The sequence below is a fragment of the Peribacillus frigoritolerans genome (assembly GCF_001636405.1).
GTDB lineage: Bacteria > Bacillota > Bacilli > Bacillales > DSM-1321 > Peribacillus > Peribacillus frigoritolerans.
Window position 1 is genome coordinate 5020643 of sequence record NZ_KV440950.1, and the last position, 13527, is coordinate 5034169.

The window sequence follows — 13527 nt, forward strand, 5'->3', positions numbered from 1 at the left end:
TTGTACACTACCGCACTACACTCTTCTAATTTTCCGTTCGAATATATTTCCTAAACTTTGTACTCCCTGAACAACAATTACTAGAATTAAAACGGTGACGAATATCGTAATAGTGCTAAAGCGTTGATAGCCATAAGTTATCGCTACATCTCCAAGTCCACCGCCACCTATAGCTCCTGCCATGGCTGTAGCGCCCACTAAACCAATTGTTGCAGTTGTTATACTTAGAATTAATGACGCAAAAGCCTCAGGCATTAAAAACCTGAAAATAATTTGTATCGGCGTTGCTCCCATGGCTTTCGCGGCTTCAATAATGCCTTCATCCACTTCCAATAGCGAATTCTCCACAAGTCTTGAGATATATGGGCCAATATGAAGCACGAGTGGCACAATTGCTGCTGTTGTACCAATCGACGTTCCAACCATTAGTCTTGTAAATGGAATAATCGCCACAAGCAAGATAATAAACGGAATCGATCGGAAGATATTCACAATCGGATTCACGATAGAAAAAATAAATCTATTTTCATAAATATGACCTTTTCTTGTTACAACCAATAAAATGCCTAAGAATATTCCAATGATGCTTCCAAAAAAAAGTGAAATACTAACCATGTACAGCGTTTCCCACAAGGCGTTTAAAATGAGCTCTTTGCTTACTTCCATCCTTCGTAACCTCCTTCACTTTGACATTTTGATTCTTTATAAACTGTAATGCCCGATCAATTTCATCCTCATTTCCTATTATTTCAACAATTAAATTACCAAATGGGATGCCTTGTAACTCAGTAATATTGCCGAACAGAACGTTTATTTCCACATTAAACCTCTTCGCTGTTTTTGAAACGATAGGCTGCCCAGAGCTCAATCCCAAAAAATCAATTTTAAAAATTCGACTGAAATAGGCATCCTCATTGAGCAATCCATATACACTTGATGGCACTTCATCGCGAACAACCGATCGAATGAAGTTACGTGTTGTTTCTGTTCGTGGACGGGCAAAAATATCGATCACATTTCCTGATTCAATCACGCTCCCATCCTCCATCACTGCAACCCGATTACAAATTTCTTTAATCACTTCCATTTCGTGCGTGATAATTAGAATGGTAATTTTATATTCTTCATTAATCCGTTTCAACAGATTCAGGATTGCTTTTGTTGTTTGTGGATCCAATGCCGATGTTGCTTCATCGCATAATAAAATCGAAGGGTTTGTAGCCAAAGCACGGGCAATCCCGACACGCTGCTTTTGTCCACCTGAAAGTTGATTTGGATAGTTCATTGCTTTGTCTTCTAGACCAACAAAACGGAGAATCTCATTAACTCGTTCTTCAATCTCTTTTTTCTTTTTTTTACCTAACAATAATGGCATCGCCACATTATCAAAGACTGTTTTGGAATTAAGTAAATTAAAATGCTGAAAAATCATGCCAATATTTTTCTTAGCTTCACGCAAATCTTTTTCAGACATCTTGGCAAGATCTTTTCCTTCTACAATCACTTCACCTGAAGTAGGATATTCAAGTAGATTGACAGTTCGGATGAGTGTACTTTTTCCCGCTCCACTAAAACCGATAACCCCGAATATATCCCCTTTTTCAACGGTTATATTAATCTCCTTTAACGCTTCAACTTTCTTCTCCCCGCCATCAAAAACTTTTGAAACCCGACGAAATTCTATCAAATTGGCCACCTCCTCTTATTAACTAGCTTGGTATAGACACCCCTTAAAAAGCGGGCACGACGGCTCCTTCATATTGATCAAAAATAAATTCTTTGACCTTTTCCGTCGTTAATGCATTCGCAAGCTTTTGGATCGCTTTATCGTCCTTATTGTCTGGACGAGCAACTAAAATGTTTACATATGGTGAGTCCTTCCCTTCAATTATCAGTGCATCATCGAGAGGTTTTAACCGTCCTTCCAGAGCATAGTTTGTGTTAATGGCCGATGCTTCCACATCATCTAGCGAGTGAACTAAAAGAGGGGAATCGACTGGAATGAATTCTATTTTTTTATCATTTTTTGTAATGTCCTCAATCGTATAATCCCCTGACTTGGAAGCATCCAACACAATGATATTATTTGCCGCAAAAAGCTGTAACGACCGCGAAAAGTTTACTGGATCTTTCGGTACGGCTACTTTCGCTCCGTCTGACAATTCACCTATAGACTTAATTTTTTTGGAATAGACACCAAATGGTTCAATATGTACACCCTTCACATTAACCAAATTCAAACCACTATCTTTATTTACTTGCTCTAAGTAAGGGGTATGTTGGAAGAAGTTTGCATCCAATTCTTTGTCTGCTGTTTGTTGATTCGTTTGAATACCATCCGTAGAAATCACTACATCCAGTTTCACGCCTTGTTTTTCTAAATCCGGTGCGATAAACTCTAAAATTTCTGCATGGGGTATTGAGGCTGCACCAATTTTCAAAGTCACTTCCTCATCCTTGTCTCTTTTACTCTCCGATGATGTTTGCTCATTACTTCCACAAGCTCCTAATACCAGCAATACTACTGTTAAAACCGTAACGGACAGCCATTTAATTTTCTTCAATGTTTCTCGCTCCTTTTTTATCCTTTTATATTGGAAATAACAAATATTTATCGCTGCTTCATACCCTCTGGATCTTTTCTATATGTTGGTCTCTTCCCCTAAGAGAAGAGGACTCAACAACTGAAAGGATTGGATCCGTTCTGCTTCTCTTCGAAGCGGTGTATGCAAAATAAATTCATCCACCTGAAAAACTTTCTGAATTTCCTTTAAAATCCCGTTAACATATCCTGGAGTCCCAGCAATAATACTTGCGTTCTGCTCTTCTATTTCATAAGCTTCACCAGCCTGCTTCTCAAATGACTCAGCCTGCTCACGTGATTGAACTGTCAGCGTCCGGCCACTTTGTAGATGAACTTTAAATAGTTTGTGTTCGCTTGCCAGCTCCTCTGCTTTTTGTTGGGTAGGAGCTGCCACAACCGCTACTGATACGATAAAGCGACCTTCTGGGTACTTGCTTCGGTAAGCAGAAGACGCTTCATACAGCTTGGTATCATCACTATTAATAAATCTGGCGAATACAAAATCCATTCCGAGGTTAGCGGCTAGTTGAGCGCTGTCTGAACTAGCACCAAGCAGAAAGATTTCTGGCTTTTCAGGCGGTATCGGTGTTGCTTGAATACCAGAGAGCAAGTGAATATCATCGATTGAATTTTCAATTATCTTTCGCAATAAGGATGCACGTTCCCCAAAATCTTTTCCATCATTCACAGTTCCAAATTGTAACGCCTTTGTTGATAAAGGAAATCCACCTGGTGCTTTACCAATGCCAAGATCTACCCTACCCGGGGCAAGAGTGGATAAAACATGAAAATTTTCAGCGACTTTATAAGGGCTGTAGTGCTGAAGCATGACACCTCCCGAACCTACACGAATGGTTGTGGTTTTCGATAATAAATAAGAAATTAATACTTCCGGTGAAGACCCAGCAACTTGTTCCATATGATGATGTTCCGATACCCAAAAACGGGTATATCCCCATTCTTCAGCTTTTTGAGCTAGGTTTACGGTTTGCTTAAGTGCATCAACTGCCGATTCCCCAGGAAAAATGGGGCTTTGATCTAATATTCCAAGCTTAAAACTCATATGACTTTCTCTCCAATCATTAATACCGAGTTAACAAATCGAATTAGTTGTTTTTAATGTAATTGAAATTCATCCTAACATTGTAAACAAGCACTTGACAACACCTTATTTGATAGAAAAATTTATTTAATTGATAAAAAAATTCTATTAATTGCTTATGAATTTGGAATGCCTTTGCCTAATAATTAACCATGCTCTCGCCTATCATGTTTGAGATTTATTCTTCTTACCGCTATCAGAATAGAATTAATCAATGAGAGGGAGAGGAGTCTATGAAAAGCTGGAATAAAAAAAATGAAGAGTGACTATGTATGGAAGCTAAAATGGGGGGAATGTTCGCATCATGAATATGCTTTGAAATCAAATTGGACCAAAACCTTAGGAATTACAACAAAAAAGGTGCTAGGCACAAAATTGTGTCTGGCACCTTTGTCATGTATATTCACCACTTACCATGGTTATATAATAAATCCTTGGCACTTTCAGATAAAAAATAAGCGGCCTTAATAATGGCATTTTCATCAATAGTAAAAGCTGGATGATGCCAGTCTTCGTTTCCGTTTGTACCAAAAAAGGCAAAGGTACCGGGGATATGTTGAAGGTAATAAGCGAAATCTTCACCACCCATTGAAGGTTCTGGATTGATTACATGCAATGATTGCTGCCGAGCAGACAAGCGGGCCATCTCTGTGACAGCTGGATGATTATGAAGCGCGGGTGGTCCAGGAAACCAACCAATCACAGGTTCCTGTGAAAAAGCAGCGGCGATATGATTCACAATCGAATAAAACTTTTCTTTTACTTCTTCGCGTATCTCAGAACTAAAGGTTCGAATCGTTCCTTCCAATATGACTTCACCCGGAATTACATTCCACGTGTTTCCACCTGTTATTCTCGTAACACTTACCACGGCACTTTCTAAAGGGGATACATTCCGGCTGACGATAGTTTGAAGAGCGGTAATAAGCTGAGCCGCTGCTGCTATTGGATCTTTTCCGTGTTGAGGGATGGCCGCGTGGCTCCCCTTCCCTTGAAGAACAATATGAAAACGGTCCACTGCCGCCATTAACGGACCATCTTTTATCCCAATGGTGCCTACAGGCAAATTGGGTTTATTGTGCAGCCCAATCACAGCCGCTACATCGTCAATTTGACCATCTTTTATCACATGTACAGCTCCGCCGCCTAATTCTTCTGCGGGTTGAAAAAGCAATCGCACTGTCCCGCACAACTCTGATTGATATTCTTTCAAAAGGTAGGCAGCACCTATAACGGCTGCCGTATGAAAATCATGGCCGCAAGCATGCATCACCCCTTTTACTTTCGAAGCAAATGGAAGCCCGGTTCGTTCCTCAATCGGAAGTCCATCGATATCCGCCCTTATGGCTACTGTCGGTCCGGGTCTGCCACCCTTTATATCTGCCAAAACACCTGTTTTCAATCCTGTATGACGGATTTCAATGCCCTCTTCCTCGAGCCAATTTTGAATTGATTTTGTCGTTTCAAATTCTTCATTTGATAATTCCGGATATTGATGTAAATGGCGCCGTATCGATATTAAGCGCTTTTCCAGCTCTCGACTCATACAGTCGCCTCCTTCTATAAATCCAAGCGATAGCATTTTACTAATATATCCTGATTTTGAAATTCTTTCGTTCGATCCCGTTTAAAGCCAAACCATTCATATAGTTTAATGGCCTTATGCATCTTATCAGTAGAATGTAGATACAAACTGGACGCACCTTGCGATTTTGCATAATTTACACTAGCCTTTAATAATTCCTGAGCGATACCGCGTCCCCTTGTTTCGGGATGAACGGCCAACAACCGAATGATTGGTGAAAAAATCCCAAGTTCCGGCTTTTCATATGCTTTTTGAGATGATTGAAAAATCTGTAATGTGCCAAGGATATCCTGATTGCACTTTGCAACCAACACCTTATCAACATGTGGATTATCCAACGAGGATTCAATATTTTTTAAATATCCTTCCCAAGCTTCCGGGTTCGAATATTCATGTTCATATTGTTGATAACTTTCTACCAATAAGCGGCGCACCGTCTCTTTATCTGCTTCAATCAATTCATCGACTACGATTGTATTAATCATACGTCCTCCTTTTGCCCCTTCCTTTAATTGGCCCTTTCTTCTAAAAATGATACGGAAAAATCTCTTGATATCCGATTTAAAAATTGTCGTGTTCGATCTTCCTTTGGAGCATTGAAAATCTCCAATGGTGAACCTTCTTCTACAATCACCCCGCCATCCATGAAAAGAACACGATCCGATATCTCTTTAGCAAAACTCATTTCATGGGTTACAATCACCATCGTGATGCCTTCCTGTGCAATTGCTTTTATGACAGAAAGCACCTCCCCGACCAACTCAGGGTCGAGTGCCGACGTTGGCTCGTCAAATAGAATGACCTCCGGATTTAAAGCAAGTGCCCTGGCAATTCCAACACGTTGCTGTTGATCTCCAGACAATTGCGAAGGGAAATGGTCATGCTTATCTCCCAAACCTACTTTTTCCAATAACAGCTCACTTTCCCGTTTCGCCTCAGCTTTCTTATATTTTTTTGTAACAATTAACCCTTCCATTACATTTTCCAAAACAGTTTTATGAGCAAATAAGTTATAATGCTGAAAAACCATTGCCGATTGTCTCCTAAGTGACAAGATTTCCCTTTTCGTCGCCTTCTTGGACTTCACCTGTATATCTCCCACTTGAACGATACCCTCTTCTGGCTTCTCCAGAAAATTCAAGCACCTAAGCAAGGTCGTTTTCCCAGATCCACTTGGTCCTAGAATGGTAACTACTTCTCCCTTGCCTATTTTCAAATTAATCCCTTTTAAAACAGGCTGCTGGTTAAATGATTTTTTTATATCTTTTAAATAAATCATTGTACTCCTCCTCGATTATAGGCAGTGGCCTTTTTCTCAATTAAAAACGAAAGCCCCTCTGCAATGATTGTGAGACCCCAATAAATTAAACCAGCAGCGATAAAAGACTCCAAAAATTTCAAATTGGTGGATGCAACAATATTGGCTGCTCCTGTCATTTCCTTTTGGGATACAATGAAAGCAATGGATGACGTATGCAGAAATCCAATGAAAATATTCGTGAAATTCGGGATGGACTGAGCAATGGCCTGTGGCAAAACAATTCGCGTCATGGCTTGAAACGAATTCATCCCCACTGAATAGGCTGCCTCCATTTGGCCATTGGAGACACTGATAATTCCCGATCTGAATATTTCTGATAAATAAGCACCCGCACTCAACGATAAGGCGGTTAAGACAAATAAGATGATCGGAATGGAATCAGATTGTATACCCAAATCAAACTTTTTAGAAATTTGATCGATTAATAATGGAAAACCGAAATAGATGAGCATTATGTGCATGATAATCGGTGTTCCTCTAAAGAAGGAAACATAGCCATTTGCAATTCCACTTAGAAATTTCACTTTATTAATCCTAATCAGGGCAACAGCGAGACCGATTATAAAACCTGCAAGAAGAGGAAGAATCGTTAAGATAAGTGTGATCGGAAGTGCTCTAATAATCTCCTTAAAAGCAGTCCAAATGAATAATATATCAATCGTCAAGTCCTTCCCTCCTCCCTTTGTTATCCAGTAACAGACACATCAACAGATTGATGCCGATTAATGCGGTTTTCATAAAGTCTGAATATCTTCTCGAACAATAGCACGACTGCATAATAGATAACTGCCAATGAGAGATAGACTTCGAGAGCATGTGCAGTTGCGGCAATCAATGTCTCTCCCCTCCCCATCATATCCATTACGCCAATGGTAAAGGCAAGTGAGGAATCCTTTAAGGATCCGATAATAGAGTTTGCGATATTCGGAAAAGCAATCCGTATGGACTGAGGAAGCACAATTCTAAAAAAGCTTTGACTATTATTCATTCCAACAGAATAGGCTGCTTCCGTTTGCCCGTAATCGACAGCCTTAATCGCTCCCCGGAATATTTCTGCAAAATGTGCCCCATTACTTAATGCATACGTAATAATGACAAAATACAGAGCATCCATTCTAGAAATATCAATATTAATGAACAACAGGATTGCAGGCAGTCCATAAAAAACTAGAAATAATTGTATTAAAATAGGCGTTCCCCGAATGAATGAAATATATAATATGACAAATTGATTCAAGACAGGGATACGAAATACTCTCAGGATGGCTGCCGCTATCCCGATGACCATTCCTAATAAAACGGATGCTGTCAGAATTTGCAATGTTACTCCAAGATAATATATTAATGTCGGAATGAAATCGACGATTAATGAAGGATCAAATGCCTTCCCCATGCTTTAGCACCTCCGCGCCTACTACTCTACTACTATCTAATTAAAATCCCACTGAATAGTCTGCGCCCAGCCACTTTTTACTTAGTTCGCTAACTACCCCTTCTTCTTTCAGTTCCACAAGTGCTTCATCAATTCTCTTCTGTAAAGGCGTTTCGTCTTTTCTTAGCAAAAAGTATACTTTTGAATTAAGCAGCGGCTCCCCCACAACCTTTTGCTGTGCATCTGCTTGTTTATTTAAGAAGTCGACGGCAAATGGTGTAGTAATGGTAGCATCCGCCCGACCAGTTTTGATTTGATTCTTCGTATCATCTGCGCCTTGGCCTGAATAGACAATTTCAATACCGGCATTATTTTCTTTATTATACTTTTCAAGAAAAACAGCAGAATTGCTCGTTGCACTCACTATCGCTTTTTTTCCTTTTAAATCTTTAATGGAATGGATATCATTGTTGTCCTGATGAACTGTAACTTGAAGCGGAAAGACATTGTATGGTTCTTTATTAAATAAAAATTTTTCTTCCCGTTCATCATTCACTTCCATTTGATGAGCAACAAAATCTATTTTGTTCGTTTCTAAACTTAATAATAGATTAGAAAATTCCATCGTTTTAAATTCAAATTCATATTCAGGCAGTTTTTCATCGATTTGACGAACCAATTCGACATCATACCCTGTCAGCTTACCATTACTATCCAAAAAGCAAATATTAGGGAATTGCGTCCCTGTTCCAACAATGATTTTCTGAACTTCTTTATCTTTTGAATCCCCAGATTTTGCTGTACTGGTTGTTTCTTCTGAAGAGCAAGCTCCTAAAAAAGTTAGTAGCAGTGCCAGAACAATTAATAATGTTTTTTTCATCTCAATTCCCCCGAATATTTTTAATTACTAACAATTGGTTCTTTATTTTCAATAATGCGATACAGCGTTTCATCTAGAATTTTACGAAGATACACAATTTTTTCTCCATCATGATCTCGTTCAGCAAAAATCTCATAACCCCTTCTTTCATAAATGGAAACAAGCCAAGGATGACGTTCAGCTGTCGCCAAATAGACGGCCGGCGCTTTCACCTGTTTCCGAAGTATGTTTTCTTCCACCCAGGTTAACAAAGTCGAGCCAAAACCTTTTTGTTTATAAAGGGGATCGACTGCAAACCACCAAATGAATGGGTACGGACTGAAATGTTCAGGATCATTCCATGGTTGACGAACTGTCACGGTGGAAACAATTTGGCCCTCCTCCTCTAAAACATAAGTGAGATTCCGCCTAATATTATTCGTCACTAGCTGCAAATCAGCTGTCGCAGCCAGAAAGTTAATATTCAATTCCCTGATTGGTTCATAAGCCCGAAGTGTGACGTTTAGCACTTCTGGAGCATCATTTACAGTGGCAAGTCGGATTAACTGTGTCATGATTAATTCCCCTTTTCTATAACGTATTATTTACACAAGAATAGTCGGATTTATTTTTTTGCAATCTTTCCTTAATTCAATCAGTCATACTTATAGACTCAGATTTAAGCGCGTATTTTTTTTGTTACTGTACTCGTTTGAGTACTTTTTCAAGATGAGGAATTCCAATTTCCGTAACGCTCTCATATACACTACCTCGCCCAATTTCAATAATGGGCACATACCGAACTCCATATTTGATTTCTAAAATATCTCGCCGATCATCATTATTGGTAACATCCACCGTTTGATAAGCGATCTTCTTTTCTTTTAAGTATTGTTTAACCTCCTCGCAATAGTGACATCCTTGTTTTGACCAAACGACGACAGATAACGCTTCTCCCATTTCTTATTCCTCCTTCAATTTTTAAATTGATTCTTCAATCATTGATTAATGCTTTCTTTCGCATAACGATTTTCCGGGAATGGAAGCCCCAAGTTGCCTCTTAATGTTTCTGCTTCATATTCTGTACGATATATTCCCCTTTTTTGAAGGATAGGGACCACATCGTCTACAAAGTCACTTAAAGCATTAGGAACACTTGAAGAAAAGATAAATCCGTCCGCCCCCTTCTCTTCAAACCATTGCTGTATCAAACCCGCCACTTTCTCGGGAGTTCCAATAAAAGAAGTCCGGGGTGTAGTCTCCTTAAGTGCTATTTGACGGAGCGTTAACTGTTTCTCCTTGGCTTCCTGTTTAATTCGGTCAGTTGTACTTTGGAAACTGTTTTTTCCGATGTCTCCGAGATCTGGGAAAGGTGCATCCAGTTCATATTGGGAAAAATCATGATGATCGAAGTATCGTCCTAAATAGTCAAGCGCCTTATCTATAGAAACCAGGTTAGCGAGTTCTTGATATTTGTGCTCCGCTTCTTCCTCAGTTGCTCCAATGATTGGCGCGATACCTGGCAGAATAACAATTTCATCAGGATCTCTACCGAATGCAATAGCCCTGTTTTTTACATCTTGATAAAAAATCTTGGCATCTCCCAAAGTTGGTTGACCTGTAAAGATTGCATCCGCTTCTTTAGCCGCAAGGTTTTTTCCAGCTACTGATGAACCTGCTTGAAAAACGACTGGTCTCCCCTGTTTTGATCTGGCAATGTTGAGTGGTCCTTGCACGGAAAAAAATTCTCCTTTATGCTTTAATTGATGCATTTTAGAAGGATCAAAAAACTCACCGGACTCTTTATCCCGAGTAAACGCGTCATCCTCCCATGAATCCCAAAGTCCCTTGGTGACTTGTATATATTCTGATGCAATCCGATAGCGTTTGGCATGATCAGGGTGTTCTTCAATCGTTTTGTTATAGTTCAAGGCCGTACTCTCAAGAGGGGTAGTAACAAGGTTCCATCCGCCACGACCTTGACTAATGTGATCAAGTGAAGCAAATTGCCGGGCTACAGTAAATGGCTCACTGTATGAGGTGGAAACTGTTCCGACAAGCCCTATTCTTGATGTAAAAGCAGCGAGTGCGGATAAAATGGTAAGTGGTTCAAATCGATTTAAAAAATGCGGAATTGACTTCTCATTGATAAACAATCCGTCAGCAATGAAAAGTAAATCGAACTTTCCCTCTTCAGCCTTCTGGGCCTGCTCCTTATAAAATTCAAGACTTACACTGGCATCTGCTTGAATGTCTGGATGTCTCCAACCGGATATACTCCCTCCAACTCCATGAATAAGCGCTCCAAATTTCAACTTTCTCTGTTCAGACATCGATACTCCTCCTTTAATTAGTCGGTTTTCAACTTTGCTGACATCCCACATCTCCCCTGATTGCTGAGGCCTTTTTAATTTTGGCTCGTAACGTGTTTCTTTTCAGATACCGACTAATTGAAGTGGACTCAACAATCGAAAAGATCTGAACCTTTCTGTTTCCTTTAAAATCGGCGAATGTAGGATAAACTCATCTACTCCGTACTTTTCATGTATATTTGCTAAGACTTCTTTTACATAAGAAGGAGTTCCAGCAATAATATTGGAATCCTGTTCTTCTATTTCGTAAGGCTCCCCAGACTGCTTCCCGAATATCTCTGCTTGCGCTAAGGTTTGGACTGTGACAGAACGGCCGCTTTTGAGATGAACTTTCACAATCTTCTGGTCACCTGTTAACTGTTCCGCTTCTTGTTGTGAAGGAGCAGCAATCACTGAAACCGATACCTTAAAGCTACCAGTTGGATAGATACTTTGGTAAATGCGTGCAGCATCTTCAAGTACAGTCTCATTACTGTTGATAAATCGAGCAAATACATAAGCTATCCCAAGTTCGGCTGCTAACCTGGCACTGTCAGTACTTGCACCAAGCAGAAACATCTTAGGCTTTTCGGAAGGTAGCGGTGTCGCTTGAATGCCTGCAAGCGGATGAGTTTCATTAACTGAATTCTCGATTATTTCTTGCAGGAAAGATAACCGCTCTTCGAAATCTTTTCCATCATTCACAGTTCCAAACTGTAGCGCCTTCGTTGATAAGGGGAGCCCACCTGGTGCCTTTCCGATGCCAAGGTCTACCCTGCCTGGCGAAAGATTCGATAATACGTGAAAGTTTTCCGCCACTTTATATGGACTATAATGCTGAAGCATAACACCTCCGGACCCTACCCGAATCGATTTTGTCTGGGCTAATAAATAAGAAATCAATACTTCCGGGGAGGACCCCGCCAGCTGTTCGGCATGATGATGTTCCGATACCCAGAAACGGGTATAACCCCACTCTTCTGCATGTCTAGCCAGGTTAATGGTTTGCTGCAGTGCATCAAATGCTGAAGCTCCTGGAAATATCGGGCTCTGGTCTAAAATGCCAAGCTTATAACTCATATTCTCTCCTCCGATTTAATTCAAAGTTCACTTATGCGAATAATTATATTTTGACATATCCTATCACCTAAAACATGTTAATGGCAATGGTTTTACTAATAGAAAAAAATATTGTATTGATAGAAAATATCTATCAATTAGATTGTATCTGTAATTGCTGATGGGTTTTCTCAAATTTCCGAATTGATAAAAGAATGTCTTTCCATAATAAAGGGGATTCCATCCCGTGATTTAAATGCGTCAGATAGATGTGCTGCTTTATCTTGATTAAATGTGACACATCCACTTCAATCAAAGCTCCCTGTTCTAACTCTTTTTTGATACATAAGTACGGTAAAAATCCGACACAGCTTCTGCTAAGAATTAGCGACTTCGCCACTTCCAGGTGATCAACCTGAAAATCAATGCGCGGCTCTACATTTGATACTTCAAAAATTTTATGAACGTGGTTCCAGTCAAGCGCACCACACTCAAAAAATACCAACGGCTCCATTGCTAATTCCTGTACTGTTAGACCAGTTCGAAATTGAAATGGATGTCCTGGATACACGACTAAACGAATTGAATTATCAAGGGTTTTGTAATTTTGCAGACCACTATGTGTAACATCCTTCATAAAGGCTATATCAACCTGTTTCTGAAGCAATTTTTCCATTAATGCATCATTTGTTGCTGAAATGAATTTAAAGCGTAAATTTGGGTTTTCCTTTTTCCATAGAGGAAGAGCAAATGGAATAAAGTATTGCGATGTAATGATATTAGCCCCTATCGTTATTTCCTCCAGTTCGCTTCCTGTCTTCAACTGCTTTTTCCCCTGGTGAAAGGTACGAATAATTTGATCCGCAAATGGAATGAAGGCTTTTCCTTTTTCGGTTAAAATAATCCCTCTTCCTTGCCTCTCAAATAGTACTGAATCGAGTTCACTCTCAAGCGTCTTAATTCTTGCCGAAACCGTTGGCTGTGATAAAAACATCGCCTCTGCGGCTTTATGAAAACTATTAAGGTGAACAACATACATAAACGCTTCAATATGATCAATATTCATCTAGCCAACTCCTTTTTCCAAAATGAACGCAAAAAGCTCCTGTTCGCTTATCGCGTTCAGGAGCTTTCGGTTGTCCAATCAGCTCATCCTCTTATAATAATTCTTTCTCCGATTTTAATCTGATAAAACCAATAAGTAAAGTACAATTTAATTAACTTAACAAAGAATAAATCACATTTTTTTTGCATTATCTTACAATTTTCATTCAAGGGACGCAATCTATTTATG

General features: G+C 39.6%; 15 protein-coding genes. All 15 read right to left on the reverse strand.

The window, feature by feature from the left end; all coding sequences use genetic code 11:
* Positions 1 to 15: 15 nt before the first annotated feature.
* The 15 genes from A6755_RS23730 to A6755_RS23800 all read right to left on the reverse strand — a co-directional run bounded on the left by A6755_RS23730 (position 16) and on the right by A6755_RS23800 (position 13299).
* Complete coding sequence (locus A6755_RS23730) at positions 16 to 666, reverse strand: methionine ABC transporter permease (RefSeq protein WP_063592166.1); 651 nt, start codon at positions 664 to 666, stop codon at positions 16 to 18.
* Positions 608 to 1687, reverse strand: a complete 1080-nt coding sequence (locus A6755_RS23735; protein ID WP_063592167.1) for a methionine ABC transporter ATP-binding protein — start codon at positions 1685 to 1687, stop codon at positions 608 to 610. The genes A6755_RS23730 and A6755_RS23735 overlap by 59 nt, the downstream gene beginning before the upstream one ends.
* Positions 1688 to 1730: 43 nt before the next feature.
* Positions 1731 to 2564, reverse strand: a complete 834-nt coding sequence (locus A6755_RS23740; RefSeq protein WP_063592168.1) for a MetQ/NlpA family ABC transporter substrate-binding protein — start codon at positions 2562 to 2564, stop codon at positions 1731 to 1733.
* Positions 2565 to 2642: 78 nt separating this feature from the next.
* Positions 2643 to 3647 (reverse strand): LLM class flavin-dependent oxidoreductase, encoded by a 1005-nt coding sequence (locus tag A6755_RS23745; RefSeq protein ID WP_063592169.1) that lies wholly within the window; start codon positions 3645 to 3647, stop codon positions 2643 to 2645.
* Between the two features lie 442 nt (positions 3648 to 4089).
* Complete coding sequence (locus A6755_RS23750) at positions 4090 to 5232, reverse strand: amidohydrolase (RefSeq protein ID WP_063592170.1); 1143 nt, start codon at positions 5230 to 5232, stop codon at positions 4090 to 4092.
* Positions 5233 to 5246: 14 nt separating this feature from the next.
* Positions 5247 to 5756, reverse strand: a complete 510-nt coding sequence (locus A6755_RS23755; protein WP_063592171.1) for a GNAT family N-acetyltransferase — start codon at positions 5754 to 5756, stop codon at positions 5247 to 5249.
* A gap of 23 nt (positions 5757 to 5779) precedes the next feature.
* Positions 5780 to 6550: an amino acid ABC transporter ATP-binding protein gene (locus A6755_RS23760; RefSeq protein ID WP_063592172.1), complete on the reverse strand. Its 771-nt coding sequence runs from the start codon at positions 6548 to 6550 to the stop codon at positions 5780 to 5782.
* Entirely contained in the window at positions 6547 to 7257 is a 711-nt protein-coding gene (locus tag A6755_RS23765; protein ID WP_063592173.1) for an amino acid ABC transporter permease, read from the reverse strand. Before A6755_RS23765 ends, A6755_RS23760 begins: the two co-directional genes overlap by 4 nt.
* Before the next feature lie 20 nt (positions 7258 to 7277).
* Complete coding sequence (locus A6755_RS23770; protein WP_063592174.1) at positions 7278 to 7985, reverse strand: amino acid ABC transporter permease; 708 nt, start codon at positions 7983 to 7985, stop codon at positions 7278 to 7280.
* A gap of 40 nt (positions 7986 to 8025) precedes the next feature.
* Positions 8026 to 8844 carry an amino acid ABC transporter substrate-binding protein gene (locus A6755_RS23775; protein ID WP_063592175.1) on the reverse strand — a complete coding sequence of 273 codons (819 nt, stop codon included), beginning with the start codon at positions 8842 to 8844 and terminating at the stop codon, positions 8026 to 8028.
* Between the two features lie 20 nt (positions 8845 to 8864).
* Positions 8865 to 9398, reverse strand: a complete 534-nt coding sequence (locus tag A6755_RS23780; RefSeq protein WP_063592176.1) for a GNAT family N-acetyltransferase — start codon at positions 9396 to 9398, stop codon at positions 8865 to 8867.
* A gap of 124 nt (positions 9399 to 9522) precedes the next feature.
* On the reverse strand, positions 9523 to 9783 hold the full coding sequence (locus A6755_RS23785) for a glutaredoxin family protein (protein WP_063592177.1): 261 nt from the start codon (positions 9781 to 9783) through the stop codon (positions 9523 to 9525).
* 38 nt (positions 9784 to 9821) lie between these two features.
* On the reverse strand, positions 9822 to 11156 hold the full coding sequence (locus A6755_RS23790; protein ID WP_063592178.1) for an LLM class flavin-dependent oxidoreductase: 1335 nt from the start codon (positions 11154 to 11156) through the stop codon (positions 9822 to 9824).
* A gap of 102 nt (positions 11157 to 11258) precedes the next feature.
* Positions 11259 to 12254, reverse strand: coding sequence for an LLM class flavin-dependent oxidoreductase (locus A6755_RS23795; protein ID WP_063592179.1), 996 nt, complete (start codon positions 12252 to 12254; stop codon positions 11259 to 11261).
* Between the two features lie 133 nt (positions 12255 to 12387).
* A complete protein-coding gene (locus A6755_RS23800; RefSeq protein WP_063592180.1) occupies positions 12388 to 13299 on the reverse strand; it encodes a LysR family transcriptional regulator in 912 nt (303 codons plus the stop codon).
* Between the last annotated feature and the right edge of the window lie 228 nt (positions 13300 to 13527).